Origin of the sequence: Sulfitobacter profundi (assembly GCF_042661425.1) — a bacterium.
GTDB lineage: Bacteria > Pseudomonadota > Alphaproteobacteria > Rhodobacterales > Rhodobacteraceae > Sulfitobacter > Sulfitobacter profundi.
In genome coordinates, this window is sequence record NZ_JBHSWA010000001.1 from 1,975,287 (window position 1) to 1,997,452 (window position 22,166).

Annotated in this window: 21 protein-coding genes and 1 pseudogene; 12 read left to right on the forward strand and 10 right to left on the reverse strand. The window is 62.2% G+C overall.

Annotation, left to right across the window (positions count from 1 at the left end):
• Nucleotides 1–14: 14 nt before the first annotated feature.
• The gene (locus ACFQAU_RS10315; protein ID WP_132444215.1) at nucleotides 15–527 is read right to left on the reverse strand and encodes a hypothetical protein; all 513 of its coding nucleotides are present in this window, start codon (nucleotides 525–527) and stop codon (nucleotides 15–17) included.
• Between the two features lie 418 nt (nucleotides 528–945).
• Nucleotides 946–1,566 (reverse strand): response regulator transcription factor, encoded by a 621-nt coding sequence (locus ACFQAU_RS10320; protein WP_067624320.1) that lies wholly within the window; start codon nucleotides 1,564–1,566, stop codon nucleotides 946–948.
• A gap of 251 nt (nucleotides 1,567–1,817) precedes the next feature.
• Here ACFQAU_RS10320 and ACFQAU_RS10325 point away from each other — a divergent pair, with 251 nt between their 5' ends.
• The 10 genes from ACFQAU_RS10325 to ACFQAU_RS10370 all read left to right on the forward strand — a co-directional run bounded on the left by ACFQAU_RS10325 (nucleotide 1,818) and on the right by ACFQAU_RS10370 (nucleotide 12,564).
• The gene (locus ACFQAU_RS10325; RefSeq protein ID WP_132444216.1) at nucleotides 1,818–2,300 is read left to right on the forward strand and encodes a putative pterin-binding protein; all 483 of its coding nucleotides are present in this window, start codon (nucleotides 1,818–1,820) and stop codon (nucleotides 2,298–2,300) included.
• A 75-nt stretch (nucleotides 2,301–2,375) separates the two neighbouring features.
• Complete coding sequence (locus tag ACFQAU_RS10330) at nucleotides 2,376–2,786, forward strand: hypothetical protein (RefSeq protein WP_386282085.1); 411 nt, start codon at nucleotides 2,376–2,378, stop codon at nucleotides 2,784–2,786.
• Nucleotides 2,744–4,915 carry an ATP-binding protein gene (locus tag ACFQAU_RS10335; protein ID WP_386282088.1) on the forward strand — a complete coding sequence of 724 codons (2,172 nt, stop codon included), beginning with the start codon at nucleotides 2,744–2,746 and terminating at the stop codon, nucleotides 4,913–4,915. Before ACFQAU_RS10330 ends, ACFQAU_RS10335 begins: the two co-directional genes overlap by 43 nt.
• A gap of 533 nt (nucleotides 4,916–5,448) precedes the next feature.
• Nucleotides 5,449–6,417 (forward strand): iron-siderophore ABC transporter substrate-binding protein, encoded by a 969-nt coding sequence (locus ACFQAU_RS10340; RefSeq protein ID WP_132444218.1) that lies wholly within the window; start codon nucleotides 5,449–5,451, stop codon nucleotides 6,415–6,417.
• A 5-nt stretch (nucleotides 6,418–6,422) separates the two neighbouring features.
• On the forward strand, nucleotides 6,423–6,650 hold the full coding sequence (locus ACFQAU_RS10345; protein WP_386282093.1) for an iron chelate uptake ABC transporter family permease subunit: 228 nt from the start codon (nucleotides 6,423–6,425) through the stop codon (nucleotides 6,648–6,650).
• A complete protein-coding gene (locus tag ACFQAU_RS10350; protein WP_386282096.1) occupies nucleotides 6,650–7,417 on the forward strand; it encodes a FecCD family ABC transporter permease in 768 nt (255 codons plus the stop codon). Before ACFQAU_RS10345 ends, ACFQAU_RS10350 begins: the two co-directional genes overlap by 1 nt.
• Nucleotides 7,414–8,445 carry a FecCD family ABC transporter permease gene (locus tag ACFQAU_RS10355; RefSeq protein ID WP_132444220.1) on the forward strand — a complete coding sequence of 344 codons (1,032 nt, stop codon included), beginning with the start codon at nucleotides 7,414–7,416 and terminating at the stop codon, nucleotides 8,443–8,445. The genes ACFQAU_RS10350 and ACFQAU_RS10355 overlap by 4 nt, the downstream gene beginning before the upstream one ends.
• Nucleotides 8,442–9,266 carry an ABC transporter ATP-binding protein gene (locus ACFQAU_RS10360; protein WP_132444221.1) on the forward strand — a complete coding sequence of 275 codons (825 nt, stop codon included), beginning with the start codon at nucleotides 8,442–8,444 and terminating at the stop codon, nucleotides 9,264–9,266. The genes ACFQAU_RS10355 and ACFQAU_RS10360 overlap by 4 nt, the downstream gene beginning before the upstream one ends.
• Nucleotides 9,267–9,363: 97 nt before the next feature.
• The gene (locus ACFQAU_RS10365) at nucleotides 9,364–11,460 is read left to right on the forward strand and encodes a TonB-dependent siderophore receptor (RefSeq protein ID WP_132444222.1); all 2,097 of its coding nucleotides are present in this window, start codon (nucleotides 9,364–9,366) and stop codon (nucleotides 11,458–11,460) included.
• A 60-nt stretch (nucleotides 11,461–11,520) separates the two neighbouring features.
• Complete coding sequence (locus ACFQAU_RS10370; RefSeq protein ID WP_132444223.1) at nucleotides 11,521–12,564, forward strand: siderophore-interacting protein; 1,044 nt, start codon at nucleotides 11,521–11,523, stop codon at nucleotides 12,562–12,564.
• Nucleotides 12,565–12,571: 7 nt separating this feature from the next.
• On the opposite strand, the pseudogene htpX reads toward ACFQAU_RS10370, so the two are convergent.
• From htpX to ACFQAU_RS10385, 3 genes and pseudogenes are all read right to left on the reverse strand, one after another.
• Nucleotides 12,572–13,493: pseudogene (htpX, locus tag ACFQAU_RS10375) on the reverse strand (zinc metalloprotease HtpX).
• A gap of 175 nt (nucleotides 13,494–13,668) precedes the next feature.
• The gene (locus ACFQAU_RS10380) at nucleotides 13,669–13,917 is read right to left on the reverse strand and encodes a DUF6552 family protein (protein ID WP_132444225.1); all 249 of its coding nucleotides are present in this window, start codon (nucleotides 13,915–13,917) and stop codon (nucleotides 13,669–13,671) included.
• Nucleotides 13,907–14,611, reverse strand: a complete 705-nt coding sequence (locus ACFQAU_RS10385) for an SDR family oxidoreductase (protein ID WP_120351790.1) — start codon at nucleotides 14,609–14,611, stop codon at nucleotides 13,907–13,909. The genes ACFQAU_RS10380 and ACFQAU_RS10385 overlap by 11 nt, the downstream gene beginning before the upstream one ends.
• A 118-nt stretch (nucleotides 14,612–14,729) precedes the next feature.
• On the opposite strand from ACFQAU_RS10385, the gene ACFQAU_RS10390 reads away from it, so the two are divergent.
• Nucleotides 14,730–15,617: a LysR substrate-binding domain-containing protein gene (locus tag ACFQAU_RS10390; RefSeq protein WP_132444226.1), complete on the forward strand. Its 888-nt coding sequence runs from the start codon at nucleotides 14,730–14,732 to the stop codon at nucleotides 15,615–15,617.
• A gap of 483 nt (nucleotides 15,618–16,100) precedes the next feature.
• Here ACFQAU_RS10390 and ACFQAU_RS10395 read toward each other — a convergent pair whose 3' ends face one another.
• Nucleotides 16,101–17,690, reverse strand: a complete 1,590-nt coding sequence (locus ACFQAU_RS10395; protein ID WP_132444227.1) for an ATP-binding protein — start codon at nucleotides 17,688–17,690, stop codon at nucleotides 16,101–16,103.
• Nucleotides 17,691–17,983: 293 nt separating this feature from the next.
• Between ACFQAU_RS10395 and ACFQAU_RS10400 the strand changes: the two genes are divergently transcribed.
• On the forward strand, nucleotides 17,984–18,838 hold the full coding sequence (locus ACFQAU_RS10400) for a fumarylacetoacetate hydrolase family protein (protein ID WP_067622831.1): 855 nt from the start codon (nucleotides 17,984–17,986) through the stop codon (nucleotides 18,836–18,838).
• 60 nt (nucleotides 18,839–18,898) lie between these two features.
• Here ACFQAU_RS10400 and ACFQAU_RS10405 read toward each other — a convergent pair whose 3' ends face one another.
• The 4 genes from ACFQAU_RS10405 to ACFQAU_RS10420 all read right to left on the reverse strand — a co-directional run bounded on the left by ACFQAU_RS10405 (nucleotide 18,899) and on the right by ACFQAU_RS10420 (nucleotide 22,136).
• A complete protein-coding gene (locus ACFQAU_RS10405) occupies nucleotides 18,899–20,971 on the reverse strand; it encodes a sensor histidine kinase (protein WP_132444228.1) in 2,073 nt (690 codons plus the stop codon).
• A 169-nt stretch (nucleotides 20,972–21,140) separates the two neighbouring features.
• Entirely contained in the window at nucleotides 21,141–21,479 is a 339-nt protein-coding gene (locus ACFQAU_RS10410; RefSeq protein ID WP_386282108.1) for an alpha/beta fold hydrolase, read from the reverse strand.
• A complete protein-coding gene (locus ACFQAU_RS10415) occupies nucleotides 21,428–21,970 on the reverse strand; it encodes an alpha/beta fold hydrolase (RefSeq protein WP_386282111.1) in 543 nt (180 codons plus the stop codon). Before ACFQAU_RS10415 ends, ACFQAU_RS10410 begins: the two co-directional genes overlap by 52 nt.
• Before the next feature lie 28 nt (nucleotides 21,971–21,998).
• A complete protein-coding gene (locus ACFQAU_RS10420) occupies nucleotides 21,999–22,136 on the reverse strand; it encodes a hypothetical protein (protein WP_162931873.1) in 138 nt (45 codons plus the stop codon).
• Nucleotides 22,137–22,166: the final 30 nt, after the last annotated feature.

Consider the following 22,166-nt stretch of genomic DNA (forward strand, 5'->3'; position numbering starts at 1 on the left):
GAGAGGCGCCGGAATTAGTTCAGGCGCACGCGGTAGCTGTTGAAGGCGGAGGCGCCTGCTTCGAGCGGTTCCGAGAGGGTCCAGCGCACGGCGGCGACGGCTTCTTCGGGAAGAGGCTCTTCGGTCATGTTGCCATTGGCATCGACGACCTTGCGGGTGGCGGGAACGGTCGACCATTCCAGCCCTTCCTGCTCTGGGTCCATCTCGGCCTGGACTTCAAAGACCGCGGCGACAGAGGTCACTTCGGCCCCAAGGGCGAGAGAGACGCCATCAGGAACCGGGGCGGCGATGACGAGCCCCTCCATCGCGCCTTCGGTCGTGTTCTGGTGGCGCAGCTCATAAGAGATCACCTCGCCCGGGCGGATCGTTTCACGCTCAACGAGGACTTCTTCGCCCTCGGCATTGGTTTCCACCACGCGGAAGGAGAATTCGCTCGTGAGCGCGTCGGCGGCAGCCGCGAAACCCGCGAGGGACAAGGCCGTACTCGCAATGAGTGTCTTGGATAATTGGGAGATATGGATACGCATCTAGTAGTTCCCTTGTGGGCCGGTGAAGAGCCGGCAGTTGCAATGAACGGACACGCTCATTGCGTTGTCCTGTTCTCATCTTCGGGGAATCGAATACCGATATCATCTGAGCGAAGGGTTAACTCGCTGAGCCTCTGGTCAGACGGTTAGTCGAAAGGATAGGCGCCCCTATCGGGTCGCGCCCCGGCCTATCATTTGGCGCGGGGATGGCGCTGGGGGCGGGGCGGATAGATGGTTAATTTTGCAGGGAAAAATGCAGTTTCCGAATCTTTGATCCGGTGCAAAACGCCATAGGCTAAACGCAAAAACGCCCGCGCGGGGCGGGCGATTATGGTTTACAAGCCAGAGGGCAAATTGGGCGCGCTACGGGGGCCGCGCAGGGTCCGGGCCGGGGCGTTTCAGGCGGCGAAAACGGGCCTCAAACGAAGCCCGCGTCGCGCGCAATGATCGCTGCATCCGTACGATTCTTTGCGTCCAGTTTTCGGCAAAGTGTTTTCACGTGCAGTTTGATCGTCACTTCTTGCAGATCGAGGTCGCGCGCGATCTCTTTATTCGACTGCGCGCTCATCAATCCGCGCAGCACTTGGCGCTCACGCTCGGACAAGGCTTTCTCGAAATCCGTCTCTTCGGGATTGTCTTTGCCCGACATGAAGGTGACCGGGGCATAGGTCTCCCCGGCGGCCATAAAGCGGACCGCGTTGACCAGTGACTTGGCGGGCAGGGTTTTGGGCAGAAAGCCGATTGCCCCCATTTCCAGCGCCTGTTCGGCGATCAGCCGGGTGGCGGTGCCAGAAATCAGCCCGACGGGGCGGCCCTCGTTGATACCAAGCACGGTTTGCAGGCCCTGCAACCCCTTCATACCGGGCATCGTATAATCGAGCAGAACCAGATCGTAGGGCGGCTCGGACTTGATCTTGTCCAAGGCACCGGCCAGATCGCATGCCGCTTCGGTGACGGTCGCCCCATCGGCATCAAGGAACATGGCAATGGTCTCTCGAACCATGTCGTGATCATCGGCAATTAAAATACGCAAAGACATAATAGATCTCCTGAAGCCCAAATGGCCGGCGTTCTCTAATGGGTAGAGTGTGCCCGTTCGAAAAGAAAGATGAAAGCCCAAGGAACAAGGGACGCAAAGGCATGCGCCGCTATCCTTTGGTATGGCAGGGCGGGGCGCTCCGGGGCAGGCGCGCCTATCCTTTGGTATAGGGGGGATGCGCTTCTGCGCATTCGCGCCTCTCATTAGGTCAGGGTATGGTCAGGTCATAACGCCAGATAAGGAACCAAGACATGATTTTTCAGAATCTTAGCAAGACCATCAACGCAGCCGCGCTCACAATGGGCCTTGCTTCGGCGGTTGCCGCCCAAGACGAAGAGGCCGTGCTCAACGTGACGCTGGCCGGTGAAACCCATAAATTTACCCTGTCTGACCTGCAGTCGATGCCGGTTTCAAGCTTTGAAACGACAACCATCTGGACCGATGGCTCGCAGGAGTTCGAAGGCGTTTCCCTCAAGGATCTGTTCGACACGTTGAACGTCGAAGACGGCACGATCACCGCGACGGCCATCAATGACTATGCTGTGGAAATCCCGATGTCCGACGCCGTCGAAGGCGGCCCGATCATCGCCTACTACACCAATGGCGAGGAAATGTCGCGCCGGGACAAGGGGCCACTTTGGGTCGTCTACCCTTACGACAGTGACATCGCCTACCAGACTGAACTGGTCTACAGCCGGTCGATCTGGCAGCTTGACCGCATTAGTGTCGAGTAACTGACAATGGCGCAGAGGGCTTGGATGAACGACGCAGGAAAATTCGGACCCGCGCGCGCCAGAAGCCGACAGGTATTGATGCTTATCCTCGTGGCGGGGATGAGCATCGCCGCCTATCTGGCCTATAACGTCTGGGATCGGATTCAAGCGCTCGACAGTGCGCAACAGGACCACGCCGAATGGGTTTTTACCCAGATTGAGATCGAGTTCCTCAAGACTGACCGCGCATTGGCGCAGGCGAAATCCGCCACGCCCGAGGCGCTGAAAGAGTTCCGCAAGCGGTTCGACATCTTCTACAGCCGCGTTTTGCTGGCCGAACGGATGCGCAATAACGCAAAGGCCAAACCCAAGATCGCGAACTGCGCATCCTGCTGGATGGGTTCTTACCGGCGATTGATGGCACTGACGTCGAACTGGCCGCAGCGCTTGATGATATCGATACGATGCTGCGCAGCGTCGAGGATGTCCCGCGTGAGATTGCCTTGACCTCTATCGCCATCGCCAACGAGATGTCCCAGAACGAACGCCATGAGATCGTGCGACTGATCGAAGTGATGGCGGCGATCGTGTTGATCGTCACCCTTGCCTTGGTCGGCGCGGTCTACCGCCTGTCGCGGCAGGCCAGCCGGTTGAACCGCACCTCGCAATTGGTTGAAGAAAACCACCTGCGCCTTGCCACCACCCTTCAAGCATCGCTCGACGCCATCGTCGTTATCAACGACCACGGCGAGATCGAAGATTTCAACGGCTCCGCCGAAGAGATATTCGGAATCACCCATGAGGCCGCAAAGGGCAGGGACTATATCAGCCTGTTGATCCCGCCCGCCGACCGCAGCGTGCACCGCGAACGGCTTGAGAAATTCCGCCAGACTGGAGAGACGGAGGTCGCCGATAAGGGCCGCCGCGAGTTTGAAATGATCGACCAAACCGGGCGCATTTTCCCGGTCGAGATGTCCGTGTCGCAATCGCCCATGGGGCAGGGGGCGCTGTTCATCGCTTATATCCGGGACATCACCGAAAAACGCCTCCGCGAGGCCGAGATTATTGCCGCGCGTGACGAAGCCCTTGTTGCCTATCAGGAAAAGTCGCGCTTCTTCGCCATGATGAGCCACGAGATGCGCACGCCCCTCAATGGTGTGATCTCGGCTTTGCAACTGCTGCAAGATGACCGGCTCGACGATGAGCAAAAGCGCTATCTCGATGCGGGGATGACCTCGGGTGAGATTTTGTTGGGCCATATCAACGACGTGCTGGCCATCGAGCGCAGCGAGGCGGGCACCTATGAACAGGTGCGTCAGACCTGTGACATGACGGTGCTGATGGCGGGAATCATCAACACGATGGACCCTCTGGCCGAGGCCGGGGGCACGCGGCTGCACCTAGATTTGACGCAGTTGGACGACAAGGCCATCGTGACGGACCCACGGGCGATCCAGCAGATTTTGGTCAACCTTCTGAGCAACGCGATCAAGTTTAGCCCCGGCGGTGATGTGACATTGCGCGGGTGGTTCGCCGAATCTGGCTCAGAGGGGGAGGAGTTCCACCTTCAGGTCGAGGATGACGGACCCGGCATTCCGGCGGGGGATATCGACCGTATCTTCGAAGACTTCGTCTCGCTCGACAGCCGCTATGAGCGGCGCACTGGGGGCACCGGTTTGGGGCTTGGGATCGTGCGTCGTTTGGTCAAACGTTTGGGCGGCGAGATTACCTGCGACTCGACCGTGGGAGAGGGGGCATGTTTCACGCTGCGCTTGCCGGTGAAACTTGCTGATCTGGCAGAGATCGACTGCGACGCCGCCCCCGACCCACAGAAAAAACGCGTCGAGATGCTGCCAGCAAAGCGGCTCAACCTGCTGCTGGTGGACGACAATGAGATCAACTGCGAACTGATCATGGCAATGCTGGAGAAAATCGGCCATGATGTCACCCTTGCCACCGGTGGGCGCGCGGCGATCGAGCTTGCCGAAGACGCGCCCTTCGATGCGATCCTCATGGATATCTCCATGCCCGAGGTGAATGGCATTCAGGCGACCAAGGCGATTCTCTCCGGCGATGGCCCCAATCGGGAGACGCCGATCATCGCCGTGACCGCCCACGCCTTGCCGAAAGAACGGGCGGAGTTCAGCGCGGTCGGGATGTCGGGGTTTTTGCAAAAGCCGCTGGATATGAAAGTGCTGCGTGCAAAGCTGCGCGAGCTTTCGGGGCGTGAGGTGATGCCGGAACAGGCCCTGCCAGAGCGTTTGGCCAGCGCGCAGACATCGGTGCAGGCGAAATCCGCGAAACGGCCATTGTTGAACGAACAACAGATCGCGGACCTGATCGACCTATTGGGCGTGGAGAAGCTGCGGGAGCGGATGGAAAAGCTTGGCCAGAAGGGCGCGGATGACCTGCCCGCATTGATGGCCGCCGATGGCCTGCCCGATTTGCAGGCGCAGGCCCATGCCATGGCCGGGATGTGCGGCATGCTTGGGGCGGACCGGCTGCACGGCCTGCTCAAGGAGATCGAGACCGCCTGCAAGACCGGCAAAGACGGCGAAGCGCGCGGGCTGTCAAAGGCTTTGCCCGAAACTTGGGACGCGACGCTGGCGGCAATGAAGGCGCAGGTCGGTCTGTAACGGGGGCGTGTCTGACCGGGGGGCGGCAACCTATCCTTAAGACTAGCCCGTTTATACCCCCGCCCAGATGCAGCGATGCAAAGCGCGACCTATAGTTAGACATACCCGCCGATAGACGGGTCTGCACGAAGGCGTCATTGACCAGAACAATGACCGCGTCCCAAGCTGGCAACCGGTTCATTTCGACCGTTTGGCCTGAGAACATGCTTCACGACGCGGGCCTTCTCGGGAGCTGCTGCCCGTTCCCCTACCCCAGGGAGTGGCTCCTCGATAGACTTGCAGCGATGCGCCCCACCGGTTTTCCTGTCCCTCCCCTCGGGGGAAACCGGGGGCGCATACGGGCGGTCTGGCGGGGCTGTTTCACCTATCTGTGCGTTTATCACGCTTGTCGCAGCGGCATCTGGGCCGACCGCGCGCACCTTCGCTTTGGCACGGCCCAACCCCACGATCCGATGAACTGCCCTGTTGCATCCCCGCCCACTGGGGCATAACAGACAATAGTTTACTAAAAGAATCGGATTAAGGGGGCCGCAGTGCTCAGAACATTGTCATTCATTTGCTTGGCCTTTGGCGCGACTGCCGCCTCGGCACAGGACTTTCCCGTCACCGTTGAACACGCCTTTGGCGAAACCATCATCGAAGAGCGGCCCGAACGGGTGGCGTCTGTCGGCTGGGCCAATCACGAGGTGCCCTTGGCGCTCGGGATCGTGCCCGTCGGTTTTGCCCGCGCCTCATGGGGGGACGACGATGGCGATGGGCTGCTGCCTTGGGTGATCGAAAAGCTTGATGAATTGGACGCAGAGGTGCCCACGCTTTTTGACGAGGGCGATGGCATTGATTTCGAAGCCGTGGCCAGCACCCAGCCCGATGTGATCCTTGCCGCCTATTCCGGTCTGTCGCAGTCGGAATATGAAACGCTCAGCCGCATCGCGCCGGTCATCGCCTATCCCGAAGCCGCATGGACGACGACATGGCGCGAGATGATCCGCCAGAACGCGGCGGGCCTTGGCATGGCCGAAGAAGGTGACGCGATGGTCGCCGAGATCGAAGAGCGTATCGCCACCGCCCGCGAAGAATATCCCGAACTGGCTGGCAAAACCGGGATGTTCGTCACTCACCTCGATCCGCGCGACCTCAGCACCATCGGTTTCTACGCCGCCGCCGACCAGCGGGTGCAGTTCCTGACCGACATCGGCATGGCAACGCCCCAAGCGGTGCGCGAGGCCAGCGAGGCCGGGAAATACTCGGGCCGTGTGAGTGCCGAGCGGATCGATCTGTTCGAAGACGTGGATGTCGTGGTCACCTATGGCGATCAGGCGCGGTTGGACGAACTGGCCAAGAACCCGCTGATCGCGCGTTTCCCCGCCGTCGCCCGTGGCTCGGTCGTGCTACTGGCGAATGACCCGATGGGCACCGCCGCGAACCCGACGCCGCTGTCGATCGACTATGTGCTCGACGATTATCTTGCACGGCTGAGCGCGGCCGCCACGCGCGGGGAATAATGCAGGTGCAGCGCCCCCAACGGCTGGCTGGTCTCGCGCTTTTGCTGGGCCTGCTGCTGCTGATGACCGGCCTGTCGCTGACCGTGGGCGCGCGTTCAGTGCCTTGGGCCGAGACCTGGGCGGGCATGACCGGCCGGATTGAGACCATCGGCGCTGCGGCGGTCGCGGTGCGGATGCCGCGCACGGCGCTGGCCATTCTCGCGGGGGCGCGCTTGGCCTTGCGGGGGCGGTGATGCAGGGCATCAGCCGCAACCCACTGGCCGATCCGGGTATTCTGGGCGTGAATGCGGGCGCGGCGCTTTTCGTCGTGGTGGGCATCGCTTGGTTCGACATCAGCGGCGCGCAGAGCTTTCTGTGGCTCGGCATCGCCGGGGCCGGGGTGACGGCGGTTTTCGTCTATCTGATCGGCTCCGCCGGGCAGGGCGGGGCGACCCCGCTGAAGCTGACCCTTGCTGGCACGGCGACCTCTGTGGCGGTGTCGGCCTTTATCATCGCGGTGGTCCTGCCGCGCAATGACATCGCGGGCTCTGTGCAATCTTGGCAGGTGGGCGGCATCGGCGGCGCGAGCTTTGAGACGCTCTTGCCCGCCTTGCCCTTCGCGCTGGTCGGGTTTGCGCTAAGCCTCGCCTCGGCCCGGGTGCTCAACGCATTGGCCTTGGGCGAAGAGCTTGCCACCGGCCTTGGTCAGAGCGTCGCCTTGGGCCGGGTCATGGCGGCGGCGGGGGCTGTGATCCTCTGCGGCACGGCGACGGCGCTTTGCGGGCCGATTGGCTTTGTCGGGCTGGTGGTGCCGCATCTGTGCCGGATGATCGCAGGCGTTGATTACAAGCTGGTGTTGCCGCTCTCGGCCTTGGCGGGGGCCTCCATGCTGGGGCTATCGGACGTGCTAGGCCGGGTCATCGCGCGCCCGAATGAGTTGGACGTGGGCATCGTCACTGCCTTTGTCGGCGCGCCCTTCTTTATCTGGACGGTGCGCAATCACAGGATGCGTGGGCTATGAGCGATGTGACCTTCACCGCCCCGCGCAGCACCCGCCCCGTGGCGGCGGGCCGCCTTCAGGTGCTGGGGTTTCTGGCGGCGCTTGTGCTGGGCTTGGTGCTGCTGACGCTCAGCTGCGGACGGGGCTGCGTGCCGCCGGGCGATGTCTGGGCCGCGCTGACCGGTGCGCCGGAGGCGAATGCCGTTTTCGTGGTGACCGAGTTGCGTTTGCCGCGCGCGGTCATGGGGCTGCTCGCTGGGGCCAGCTTTGGCTTGGGCGGGGTGGCGTTTCAGATCATGCTGCGCAATTCGCTGGCCAGCCCCGACATCATCGGCATCAGCGCCAGTGCGGGGGCGGCGGCGGTCTTTGCCATCGTTATTCTGGCCCTCGATGGGTGGTTGGTGTCGCTCGTCGCGGTGGCGGCGGGGCTTGGGGTCGCGGCGCTGATCTGGGCGCTGTCCTCGCGCCGCGGCGCTGCGGGGGCGCGGCTGATCCTGATTGGCATCGGCGTCTCGGCCATGCTCGATAGTGTGACAGCCTATGTCTTGCTCGAAGCGCCCGCATGGGACCGGGCCGAGGCGATGCGTTGGCTGACCGGCAGCCTCAACGGTATGCAGCTTGTCCAAGCCCTGCCCGTGGCCGGGGCGCTGTTGGTGTTCGGAGGGCTGCTGGCCGTTACCGCCCGCGATTTGGAGGTGCTGCGCCTTGGCGATGACACCGCCGAAGCCCTTGGCGTGCGGGCCGATGCCACGCGGCTGCGGGTGACACTGGCCGCCGTCGGCCTTGTGGCCATCGCGACGGCTGCGACCGGGCCGATTGCCTTTGTCGCCTTCCTCGCGGGGCCCATTGCGGCGCGGCTCTTGCCGGGGTCCCGCGGATTGCTTCTGGCGGCCGGTCTGGTGGGTGCAGTGCTGGTCATCGCGGGTGACTTCGTGGGGCAGTTCCTTTTGCCCGCGCGCTTGCCTGTCGGCGTCGTCACCGGAGCAGTCGGCGCGCCCTTCCTTTTGTATCTCATCGTCCGCGCCAATAGAAATGGGGGCACGCTATGACCCACGACCACCGTCTTGAAACGCGCAATCTGGGCGCGGGCTATGAAACGCGCGTGATTTTGGAGGATGTCTCTCTCTCCCTGCCTGCGGGCAAGATCACCGCCATCGTGGGCGGCAATGCCTCGGGGAAGTCGACCCTGTTGCGGACGCTGGCGCGGATTTTGCAGCCCAAATCCGGCGCGGTCCTGCTCGATGGACAGTCGGTGCATCAGATGAAATCGCGCAAGCTGGCGCAGGTCATGGGGTTGTTGCCGCAATCGCCCGTCGCGCCCGAGGGGATCGCCGTGGCCGACCTTGTCGGGCGCGGGCGGCATCCGCATCAGGGGCTATTCTCGCGCTGGTCGGCAGAGGATGACCGCGCCGTGGCCCGCGCGCTCGCCGCGACCGGGACCGAAGAACTAGCCGAGCGCGATCTTGATACCCTGTCGGGTGGTCAGCGCCAGCGGGTGTGGATCGCCATGGCCTTGGCGCAAGAGACCGACCTGTTGTTGCTTGATGAGCCAACAACCTTTTTGGACGTCGCGCATCAAGTAGAGGTGCTGGACCTGCTTGTCGATCTCAACACCGCGCAGGGCACGACGATCGTCATGGTGCTGCATGATCTCAACCTCGCCGCGCGCTATGCCGACCACCTGATCGCCGTGGGCGATGGCGGCATCCGCGCCGAGGGGCCGCCCGCTGAGGTCCTGACAGAGGACCTGGTGAAAGCCGTCTTCGGCCTGTCGTGCCGTATTGTCAGCGACCCCGTTTCGCAGACCCCCTGCATGGTGCCGATCGGGCGCCATAAAATCGGGCAATCACGAAAAGAAGTCGCAGCTTAAAATAACTTACTAAATCAGTCAGATTGACTCTGGCGCCCTCCGTATCATAGGGGTAAGGAAATCCCGACTGATTCACTAGGTTATTACGGAGACCGCCATGCCCTCTTTTAAATTCATTCCCCTGCAACTAGGGCGCGGCTCTCTCAAGACGGCGCTATTGTGCTGTACGGCGCTGGTGCCCGGCGCAGTTTCCGCGCAAGCGACCTACCAGTTGGACGACGTGATCCTAGAGACCAGCGCGCAAACCTCAGGCGCGGCGGATGCCGAAACCGTGGTCGCCAGCGAACTCAGCAGCGGCGGCAAGCTGTCGGGAGAGATCATTGATATCCCGGCCAGCGTGTCTGTCATCACCAGCCGCGAGATCGAGGCGCGCGGTGCGGATAGTGTGGAGCAGGTGTTGAACTACACCGCCGGCGCCAGTACCGACAGCTATGGCGCGGACGACCGGTTCGACTATTTCATTCTGCGCGGGTTCGAGGCCTATACCTACCGCGATGGGCTGACATTAGGCCCGAACTTTGGGGCCATCCGCGAAGAGCCCTTTGCCTTTGAGCGTGTGGAAGTCATCCGGGGCGCATCGTCTTCGACCTTTGGCCTGTCCGACCCCGGCGGCTCGGTCAACTATGTCACCAAACGCCCGCGCGACGAGCGGTTTGGCAGTGTTTACACCTCGGTGGACTCCTACGGCAGCTTGGAAACCGGTGTGGATTTCGGCGACACGCTGGATGAAGAAGGCACGCTCAGCTACCGTTTCACCGGCCTGCTGCGCAACGGCGAGCTTGAGTACCCCTATTCCGAGAATGACGAGATCTTTGCGATGGGTGGCCTCACATGGCGTCCCTCCGATGCGTCTGAGCTGACCATGATCGTCGATCACCTTGACCGCGATTCTGTGCCCGGCAGCGGTGGTTTCCCGGCGGGCGGCGATTTTGACCGCAGCGACGTGTTCTACGGTGAGCCTGCCTATAACTACCGCGGCACCGAACGGACCACCGTTTCCGTTCTGGGCGCGCATGACTTTGGCAACGGGCTGAGCTTTGGCGGCACCCTGCGCTACAGCGACAGCGCGGATGACTTCGGCTATGCCTATGTCAGCGACTATACCCCGAATGACAGCATGGTGGACCGCGCGTACTTTGCCAGCGACGGCACGAGCGAGAACATGATCTCCGACCTGCATCTGACCTATGAGGGTTTCCTTGGCAGTGCGGCCAGCACCACCACGGCGGGGGTCGAATTCTCGTGGTCCGACGAGACCGATCAGCGCTTTTATGGCGCGGCGCCGTCGGTTGACCGCGACAACCCGAGCTACACAGGCCGTCCCACCAGCGTTCCGATTTTTGCCGATCTCGACACAGAGACGGAAGGCAAGGCGCTTTACCTTCAGCAAGAGCTGAACTGGAACGAACGTTTCATCGCCTCCTTCGGGCTGCGTCACGACTGGATCGACGTGACCGAAACCAACAACCTTGCCGGTACGGTGCAGACCAACGACATCAGCGAGACGACAGGCCGCGTGGGTCTGACCTATAAGATCAAGCCGAACGTTTCGGTCTTTGGGAACTACGCGCAGTCGGTCGTGCCCGCAGGCTTTGGCGTCGAGCCGGAAGAGGGCGAGCAGTTTGAGCTGGGCACGAAATGGCAGCCCATGGGCACCAATGCGCTGCTGACGGCCTCGGTCTATGACCTGTCGAAAAGCAACATCACCCGCACCAACCCGGCGACCAACCAGCCGGAAACCATCGGTGAAATCGGTGTCCGCGGCATCGATCTGGAAGCCAAAGCCGAGATGGGCGCCTATACCCTCACCGCGGCCTACAGCTATCTGGATGCCGAGATCAAAGAGAACGGCACCTCCGGCAACGTCGGCAACCGCCCCGGTCTGGTGCCTGAAAATGTCGCCTCGATCTGGGCCAGCCGGACATGGGAAAACCTTGGTCATGGTGATCTGACGGTCGGGTTGGGCGCGCGGTTCAACAGCGGCTATTACTACAGCGACAGCAACGCGACAGGCGAGACGGGCAGCTTTGTCGTGGTGGATGCGGCCGTAAGCTATGACCTGTCCGAGCAGACCACCCTGTCGGCCAATGTCACCAACCTGTTTGACGAAAAGCACACCTCCTACGGCGGTTTCTACGCTGACTTCTACAGCCCCGGCCGTGAAGTCACCGTGAAGCTGGCCCATAGCTGGTGAGCCTAAAGCGCGGCACCACCCTCGTGTGCCGCGCTTTTCTTTGACCGGGAGGAGCCCCAGATGACCATCGCCAAAGCCAAGACCACCATCCCGATGGACGCGCCGCAGGAGATGCTCTCGCAGATCCTGTCGCATCTTGTTGATGACCACGGCATGGCGTTTCGCGCCAAAGGGGCGACCGGTCATGTGTTTGAGCAAGACGGCTACCGGGTGGAGTTCGATCTTTGCCCGCGGGGGCTGGAAGTCAGCCTTCAAGCGCCCGGCGAAAACGCCATGCAATTCTCGAAAGAGGGCATGGTGCATCACGTGGCGGAGTTTGATCTCGCGCTGGCCGATCGCATCCGCTGGCAGGGCATCTCGCAAGAGGCCGGTGCCACGCCGCAGAACTTCCGCCTGCTGACTGTGTTGAACAGCGAAATCCTGTTCGAGGGGATGCAGCGCGTCACCCTGCATTACCCGGATATTGCCGAACTCGCCGCGCAGGGGCTGCATCTGCGGTTGATCCTGCCGCGCGATCCCAGCCGCGCACCCGTGTGGCCCGTGATGGGCGCCAACGGTGCGCCGGTCTGGCCAAAGGGCGCGGATGAGTTGCACGCGCGCTATGTCACGCTCAAGAATATCCGCGCCGCGCGCGAAGAGGTCGATATCGACGTGGTGCGCCATGGATCGGGCCTGATTTCGCAATGGGCGCAGAACGCCCATGCCGGGCAACGGATCGGGGCGATGGGACCGGTGGGCATCAGCGCCTTGCCCGAAGCCTCCTCCTATTTTCTGGCCGCAGATGGCACGGGGCTGCCCGCTGTGGCGCAGCTTTTAGCGCGCCTGCCAGAGGATGCGGTGGGCGATGTGGTGGCGGCCCTGCCGCGTGGCGTGTCCTATCGCGACTACCTGCCCAAGACCAAGCTGCGCGTCCATGCGCTGCCGCCCGCCGCGTTCGAGGCCGAGGTGCTAGGCCATGCGCAGGCGCTGACGGATGACGGTTTGGGCTATGCCTTTTTCGCCGGAGAGTTCCGGAACGCCCAGCAGTTGCGGGGGCATTTCAAAACCACCCTCGGCATGGATAAGACACGCCAGATTTGCACGGCTTACTGGCGGCGGGGCTGAGCGCGGCTTAGCGCCACGGCCCCGCGTCACCACGTCTGCCGGCCTTGGGGATACGGCTGCTGGTGGTGGGGCGGGCGCTCTCGGTCCGCACCGGGGCCGCCGTGGGCGTCATCGCACGCAGGGCCGCGATGCGGTTTTCCGTCGCCGGGTGTGTGGCAAAGAGGCTGTCATGTTTATGCGCGTGCAGCGGGTTGATGATGAACATATGCGCCGTGGCCGGGTTCCGCTCGGCGGCGTGATTGTCGATCCGCGCGGCGCCCATCGCGATTTTCTCAAGCGCTGAGGCCAGCCAGAGCGGGTGGCCGCAGATCTCGGCCCCGGCCTTGTCTGCGGCATATTCCCGCGTTCGGCTGATCGCCATCTGCACCAGCGCTGCGGCCAAGGGGCAAGAAACATCATCATCAGCGTGCCGATCATCCCCATCCGTTCACGCGCGCCGCCAAAAAATAGGGCGAAGTTCGCCAGCATCGAAATTGCACCCGCGAAGGTGGCCGTCACGGTCATGATCGCGGTATCATGGTTGCGGATATGGGCCAGTTCATGCGCGATGACGCCCGCCAGTTCCTCGCGGCTGAGGCTTTGCATCAGCCCTTTCGTCACTGCCACGGCAGCATTGGCCGGGTTGCGCCCGGTGGCAAAGGCGTTGGGTTGCGGCGTGTCGATCAGATAGACCTTCGGTTCGGGCAGGCCCGCGTTCCGCGCAAGCTCGGCTGTGAGGGCATAAAGCCCGGTGCGGTCATTGGGGAAACCGGCTGCGCGTTGTGCATCTTGAGCACCATGCGGTCGGAGTTCCACCACGTAAAGGCGTTCATCCCCGCCGCCACCACAAGTGCGATCAGCGCACCGCCCGATCCGCCGATCAGGTAGCCGACCCCCATGAAAAGCGCGGTCATCGCCGCCATCAGCATCGCTGTCTTTACATAGCCCATCTTGGTCTCTCGCGGTTGTCCTTTGATAGGAAATATGGGGCAGCTTTCGCGCTGTGCAAGGCAAGTGGCGGCGGGAGAGTTTGGCCCACGGTCCCGCCGCCGGATGCGATGTGCCGTTAGGCCGGGGCCGTTCCTGCGGGGCGAGTGGATCATCCCGCAGAGAACAAGGGGCCCGCTACTGGCTCGCCATCCCCGCCAGCATCGCGGCCATGGCAACGAGATGGACCAGCGTTATCGCCCGATCATTCCAAAGCACCCCGACGATCAGCCAGCCCAGAACCCCCACCACAAAGAGGTAGAGGTTCCAAGGCGTCCAGCCAAAGCCGGTGGCGGCATAGCCAAGGATCTGGATCACCGAAGCCACCCATTTGACCCAGAACGCCAGCTGCGCAGGGGCCGCGCCCGCGATCGCCTCAGACGCCACGGGTCAGCCCGCCGTCGATGCGCCAGTTCTGCCCGGTGACATAGGCGCCGCCTTCGGAGGCGAGCCAGCCGATCAGCGAAGAGACTTCAGCCTCGGTTCCATAGCGCCCCATGGGGATGCGCGCGCGGCGGTCTTCGGTCTCGGGCAGGCTGTCGATAAAGCCGGGGAGGACGTTGTTCATGCGGATGTTTTGGCCCGCGTATTGATCTGCATAGAGCTTGGTGAAACCCGCGAGCCCGGCCCGGAAGACGCCTGAGGTGGGGAAAAGCGGGTCCGGCTCAAAGGTGGCAAATGTCGAGATATTGATGATTGCGCCGCCGCCCTGCGCCGCCATGATCCGTGTCACCAGACGGGTGGGGCGGATCACGTTCATCAGATAGACATCCAACCCGCCGTGCCAGTCTTCGTCAGTCATCTCTAGGATGTCGCCTTTCGGCCCATGTCCGGCGGAGTTCACCAGCACATCGACGCGGCCCCAGCGGTCCATCGCGCCATCCACCAACTGCGCCAGCGCCTCTTGCGATTGGTTCGAACCGGTGATGCCAAAGCCGCCCAATTCGGCGCCAAGCGCCTCTCCCTTGCCGGAGGATGAGAGCACGCCGACCTTAAAGCCATCAGCGGCCAGTTTGCGGGCCGCCCCCGCGCCCATGCCGCTGCCGCCTGCGGTGATCAGGGCTACTTTTTCTGTTGTCATCGGATATACTCCATATGCTGTGCAGCGATTGCGCTGCGGTGTTATGGTCTTTTAATTAGGCACGGTACGCTGTGCTGGCCAGCCAGATGTATTGTCGTATGACTGTAGGAATTCTATCGTGCCCACAGACTTTCCACTGCCGCCCCTGAACGGCCTTCGCGCTTTTGCCGCGGCGGGGCGTCATATGAACTTCCGCGCCGCTGCGGATGAATTGGGCGTCACCCAAGGGGCGGTCGCCCAGCAGGTGCGCGGGCTGGAGGATCATCTGGGGCTGCGCCTGTTTCTACGCGAACCGCGCGGCCTTGCCTTTACCGACGAAGGGCGGGCCTATCATGCCTCTGTATCGCGGGCTTTTGAGCAGTTGAGCGAGGCGACGGATGCCCTGCGCAGTGCGCCCGCGCGGGTGACGGTCAGCGTGACACCGACTTTTGCGTCGAAATGGCTGATCCCCCGCTTGTCAGACTTCACCGAAGCCCATCCCGGCATCGACCTGCGCATCACGGCGACGGAGCGGGTGGCGAGCTTTCATGCGGATGGGATCGACCTTGCCGTGCGTCAGGCGCGTCCGCCTTTCGGTGCCAGTCTGCGGGCTGATCTGCTGTTCGCGCAGGAGGTTGTGGCGGTTTGCTCGCCCAGTTTGACGGCTGACGGCATGCCACTGGATGCGGTGGGTCTGGCGCGACTGACCCTGCTCCACGATACGCATGATCTTTGGCCGCGCTTTGCGCAAGAGGCGTTTGATAGCGCTGTAAAACCAGCGCGGCGGCTTCGGTTTAACCAAACAACGCTTAGTCTGGATGCCGCTCTCGCCGGGCAGGGGGTGGCGCTGGCGAGCCGCTTTTTGGTCCAGCGCGATCTTGAAGCGGGGCGGTTGGTTTGCCCGGTGCCTCATGTGATGGAGGTCGGGCAGGATTTCTATCTGCTTTCTCCGCGCCAAGGGGTTTCAAGTGCTGCGATCATCGTGCGCGATTGGCTTTGCACGGTGGCAAAACGCGAGGCAGGTTAGCCCGGCGCGCGGGCCTTCAGGCGTAGGAAGCTGTCCTCCCTTGCCAAAACATAGTGCTTTCGCTCTCCTCCGCGTCCAATGTGCGCTCGGATTGCTCGACCGCGCGGGTGAAGGGGCGATGTCATCTTCGGTCAGCTGATTGCGCCAACCCCACACCGAAGACGGCCTTCCCTCGTTGCACTTTCTGCTCAGCGGTCTGTCGAAACCTTTTGGTTTCACGTTTAACACTTTGCCGATCCGGTCATTGGGTAGAGGCGGAAAATATCATCGCCCATTGGGATGAGGATGTGGCGCTGGCCTTGCCAGCCCGACCGATCCGGACCCGCGCGGGGCGGTCTTATGGTGGTTTTGCCCGATCATATCGACGCTGCCGATGTGGTGCGCAACTGGCGGCGGTGGTCAGCACCCCCGCGGGGACCGACCGCACGGGGTACGCGCTCCGGGCTCTCTTGGTCTAGCGTTTGGGGATCCTACGATGTGCCGTCAGGAGGCGGCCACCGCATCGGGCCGCCCTTTGAGAGTGGGGAAATCCACGAAAAAGGTCGTGCCCTCACCCTCGGCTGTTTCAAAACGGATTTCGCCGAGGTGCTGATCCACGATGGCTTTGACGATGCTCATGCCCAGCCCATGCCCTTCTTCGACGCGGTAGCTGGACCCGCGGGAAAACCGGTCGAACAGGACCGGTTGCAGCTCCAACGGCAAGCCGCTGCCGTGGTCCTTGACCCAAAACCCGGTGCCATCCTCCGACAGGCCAAGCTGGACCGTGCCCCCTTCGTCAGAGGCTTTGATCGCGTTGGACAACAGGTTTGACAACAGCCGCATGAGCCGCCCCTCGTGCAGCCGCAAAAGCGGGGCGGGGGCCTCGGATGGGGTCATTTCCAAACCGACACCGCGCTCTTTGGCGTAGGCGACCAAGGTCTCTGAGGCTTGGGCCAACAATGGCGCCAAGGGGCGCTCAGAAAAGCCGGATTGATCCGGTCTGCGCAGGGTTTCCACATCCAGAATATCCCCCACCATCTGATCGATTGCCCGCCCGTTTCGCAGCGCAAGTTCCAGCAGCTTGCGCTTTTGCGGCGGCAGGTCGCCGGGGCTGACCTCAAGCAAGCGCAGCGCCCCGGTAAGCGCGGTCAGCGGTGTCTTCATCTCGTGGCTGACCGTGGCGATAAGCTGATCCTTGGCGCGCTCAAATTCGCGCTGTTCGCTGACATCGCGCACCACCCCAAGATAGCCCAGATGTTCGCCGCGATCGGTCTCGACCTTGGCAGTGGCGACTTGGCCTTCGAAGGTCGAGCCATCGGCGCGGCGGCAGGCAACGGAAAACGCGCCCTGCGTGCTGGCCGTGCTGGCATTTGACAGCTCTTCGCCTATGCGCTCATAGCTGCCAAGGGTCTCATAGAGAACGGCCGTCTGCCGCCCCAAAAGCGCGTCGGGGGCATAGCCGAACAGGGTTTCGACCGCCGGGTTCACCAGCGCCACGCGGCGGTTGGGGTCGGCCATGATAATGGCCTCGGGCACGGCATCCACCATTGCCTTGAGCAGCCCGCGCTGTTCGCGCAGCGCACGGCGTTCGGATTGCAGGGACAGCTCGCTGCTCAGCCACCGGGCGAGGAATTGGACGAATTGGCTCTGCGCCTTGCTGAACGGGGCCGGGCGCGGGGCGGTGCCGGAAAAGTTCAACGTCCCAAACAGCGTGTCCCCGGTTTTCAGCGGCGCCCCGATATAGCTTTCCAGACCGAAATTCTTATAACACGGATGGGTCGAAATCTCTTGCTGACCGGCGTGGTGGAAAGAGGTCACATCGGCATTGGCAAGCGTGTGCAGGCAATAGGTGCCATTGATGTCAAAGGTGCTGCCGGGGGCAGGCGCCCAGTCAGGGCCGTGGACATAGACACATTCGTAAACCGGATGATCCACGCGAGAGACGATGCCGAGTTCAAGACCAAGCGCCTCTGTGCCCAGTTGCAAGAGCTTGGCGATTTTGTCTTCGACGGAAAGATCAGGCTCGACAGCAAGCATATAGAGTTGCCGCAGCGGATCATCGAAATCCGCCAAAGCGTTGTAAAAGTCGTTCATTATTGCCTCTGTCGTGGTCTTTGCACCTGACTTGGCGAGAAGGCAGATGTTTGACCCAAGGTATCCCCCTTACGCTCTGCTGCCAATGCCGCAGCGGGTGAATTGGGGCAAGAATGGGGCTTTTCACCCCGGTAATGCAGATAATTGTGGATTATCGGACGGGAGAGGGCGGCTAAGCGCGGCAAGTCCTGCCTCAGGAGGGCAGAAACCGGTGACCTTTGCAAAGCGGTGGTCATCGCCGTTTCTATGGCTATGGTACCGCCAACGAGGGTCGCCAAAGGGGAGAGTTGACCATGCGATTGATGCGATACGGGGCGCGGGACGGGGCAAAAACGCCGGTGGTGCTGGATGCTGCAGGGCAGGCGCGGGATGTCAGCAGCCTTGTGCCAGACTTCACGCCCGAAACCATTCCGACATTGCGCAAGATGTTGGATGGCGTCGATCTGGAAAGTCTGCCGCTGGTCGAGACCCAAGGCCAGCGTATCGCTGCACCGGTCAGCCAGCCGCGCAACATCTGGGGCGTGGGGTTGAACTATTCCGACCATGCGGCGGAATCGGGCATGGACGTGCCGACCGAGCCGATCCTGTTCACCAAGGCCAGCCGCACCTATTGCGGGCCGAATGATCCGCTCCTTTACTCCAAAGAGATGAGCAAACTCGACTGGGAGGTCGAGTTGGGCGTGGTGATCGGCCATACCGCGTTGAACGTCAGCCGTGATCAAGCGCTGGACCATGTGCTGGGCTATTGCGTCGTCAATGACGTGTCGGAACGCGCTTGGCAGGCCGAACGGGGCGGGCAATGGGTCAAGGGGAAGAGCTTTCCCAACTTTTGCCCCACAGGGCCGGTTTTGGTGACGGGCGATGAGGTGGGCGATCCCGGCAAACTGTCGCTCTGGGCCGAGATCAACGGAGAACGGCTGCAAAACGGCACGACCGAGAAGATGGTTTTTGATGTGGCGACGATCGTTTCCTACATGTCCGAATTCATCCAGCTAGAGCCCGGCGATCTGATCTGCACGGGCACCCCACCGGGCGTGGGCATGGGGTTCAAACCGCCACGCTACCTTAGCCCCGGCGACCGGGTTCGGCTAAGCGTCCAAGGGTTGGGCGAGCAAGAGCAGGTGGTGGAGCGGCTGCCCGTGCGTTGAAGGGGCCAGCCGCCACGGGTGCCACCGGCGAGGGCGATGGCGGGTGACAGGATCGGGTGTCTAGGCGACCTCGGCCTCGCGCGCTTCGGCGGCGGCGACAGCGATGGCGGGGCGCAGGGGCAGGGTCAGCAAAAAGCTGCTGCCCTTGCCCATGATGCTGGTGGCGACAAGGCTGCCGCCATGGGCAGTGGCGATATCGCGTGAAATCGCTAGGCCCAGCCCGGTGCCGCCAAAGCGGCGGGTGGCGGTGGAATCGACCTGATGGAAGGGCTCGAAGACGCGCTCCAACTCGTTCTCCGGGATGCCGATGCCCGAATCCGTCACGCGGAATTCAACCACTTCCCCGCGGATGCGGCAGGTCAGCGAAATGGTGCCTTGGTCCGAGAATTTCGTCGCGTTGCTTAGCAGATTGATCAACACCTGCTGGATGCGTTTGCCATCCGCCAGCATCACTCCGGTTGCCGATTTCACGTTTAGCTCCAGCCCCTTGTCTTCGATCATCGGGCGTAGCTGATCGGCGGTAGGGGTGACGATATCGTCGATCTGCACTGGTTCCATCGCGATCGAAAGGCTGCCTGCGTCGATCTTGGCAAAATCGAGCACCTCGTTGATCAGGGTCAGCAGGTGATTGCCCGAACGCTCCACCGTTTGCATGATATCGCCCAGTTTGCCCATCGTGGCGGACAGTTTGGGCGCCAGCGTTTCACGGGTCTTGGGGTCTTCCTCAATAGCGGTACGAAGATCGCGCGCTGCCGGGGTGCGGTCGAAATGCCGCGCAAGGCGGACATGGCCCAAGATGACCGTCAGCGGCGTGCGCAACTCATGGCTCAGCACGCCCATGAAGTCGGTCTTGGCCTTGTTCGCGTCTTCGGCGGTCAGCAGCGCCTTTTTCAGATCGGTCACGTCAATGCGCAAACCCACGACGCTGCCGTCCTCCATCCGCCGGTCCGAGGTGCGGATGATGCGGCCATCGGGCATGCGCTGTTCGGTTTCAAAAGCGCCGTTCTCTCGTTTTTCCAACCAGACGCGAATCCACTCTTCTTCCTTGCCGATGGCATCGGGCACGATCCCACGGCGGATGCTGTCACGGACAATCTTTTCATAGGATGATCCGGGCTTCACCACCTCGCTATAGTTGTGGATTTCGCGGTATTTTTCATTGCAAAGCACCAAAATACCCTTGGCGTCATACATGACAAAACCATGGTCCAAAGCCTCGACGCCCGTGCGCAGACGTTCTTCGGCGAGTTTGCGGTTCTCGGCCAAGCCGATGATATACCAGGCAAAAATGGTGACCCCTAGGGCGCCTTGCAGACGCAAAATCCAGTTCAGCCAGAAGTCGGGACGATGCTCTGGCCAGCCGCCTTTGACGGTGGCGGCCAATTGCCAAGCGCCGAAAGCAAAGTTGAAGTCGAGCTCGATGGGGTCGATCAAAGTCATCTCGGGGTCGCCGATGATCGTCTGTTCGATCTCTCCCTCGGGGGTCAGCTCGCGGATGGCCAGATCGTATTTTTCGGTCAGTTCGGGGATGCGCAGCTGCGTGACGAGCGCGTCGTAATCCACAACCATGGAGAGGATGCCCCAAGGTTCGTTCGGGGCGGCGGCGGTGCTGGTTGAATCAAAGATCGGATGCCGCAGGATCAGCCCGCGCCCGCCTTGCACCAGATCAACCGGGCCGGTCACCAACCCTTCGCCGGTCCGGAGGGCCTCTTCGACCTTGGGCAGTTGCGCCGCGTTTTGGCGGTAGTCCAGCCCCAGCACGCCGCGATTGGCCTCATAGGGGTGGACGATCGTCACGACGAGATCGGGGGCCACGGCGAGGTTAATCACATCCGGGTTCTCGGCCATGAACTCGGCCGCGCGGGCGCTGAATTCGGACTGGGTGATTGTGGGGTTCTCACTGATGACCGTGGCCAACTCACGCAGCTTCAGGATCTGGTCAAAGATATCCGCGCGGATTTGTTCGCGGACTTCGATCAGCTCTAAGGTGGTATCAAGCTCCAGATTCTGCATGTAGGTCTGATATGACAGGGTCTCGATCCGGTGGCCAAAGCCCAGGACAACGCCGCACAACACGACCAGAACGATAATCCGTTTCGCACGCTGAGACAGCGCATTTCTCATTTTTTCCATGCCGGCTTTGCCCAAATCGGTCTCTGTCCTCCGCCCTCCGCGCTCCGGCCTTCTTAGTGCCGAATACGCCCTTGGGGTATTAGACTGCAGGGGGCTTTGTTGACGCAAGGAAAATACCCGGATGCAGACAAATGCTGGGCAACAGCGTCAAATTTGCAAGTGACGCCTTTTATCCTTGGGGCGATCGCCCCAGCAATTCAACCAAAACGCGGTGCAAAAGGGCGATATCCTGAGGGTTGGACATATTGGGCGCGTGGCCGCAGTCGGGGAATTCACTCATCCCGGGCCGCGGGCCGCTTTGGGTCATGCGCTCTGCAGCCTCGGGCAGCAACAGGTCCGACCGGGCGCCGCGCAAAAGATGCGTGGGCGTGGTGGTCCGGTCCCAACGGTCCCAAGTGGAAAGCTCATGGGCTGAGGCGGTGAACTGCACGGTGATGCGCGGGTCATAATGCAGGGTCAGCCGTCCGTCCCCCGGCGGCGCAGCGAAGACCGCGCCATGCGCCGCCAATAGGCATCGGCCGCCGGGCCGAAGGGGGCATAGGTCTGGCGCAGCCACGCTTCACCTTCGGCAAAGCTGCCAAAGTCTGGCAGGCTGCCCACATAGGAGAGGATCCGGTTCACCGCCGTCGCGGGCAGTTCGGGGCTGATGTCGTTCACCACCAAGGCGCTGACCCGCGCGGTCTCGGGGCCCGAAGCCATGTGCATCCCGATCATGCCGCCCAAAGAGGTGCCAAACCACGCGGCGCGCTCAATCTGGAAGTGATCCAACACCCCTGTCGCGATGCGCGCATAATGTTCGACCGAATACTCCGCCTCAGGGCTGGCCGCCCAACTTGACCGGCCCCGCCCGATCATATCGGGGCAGAGCACGTGGAAATTTTGCGACAAGGTCGCGGCCACTTCGTCAAAGTCGCGCCCGGTGCGGGCGAGACCGTGCAGCATCATCAAGGCAGGGTTCTTGCGCTCGCCCCATTCAGTGACATGGATTTCGTGTCCCATGACGGGGATGAAATGGAAACGGGGGAGGTCATCCGCGCGCGCCTTTCTGTATCAGGTTCAGCGCGCGGTTGGTGCTGCCATCCGCGCCGTCGGTGAATTGCGACAGCGGCGGTCTCCGCACCTGTGCGACCGGGGCCAGCTTGGTCATGGAACGGCGGCGATCCATCTGCGTGTCTTCATGGTATCCTCCCTAAAC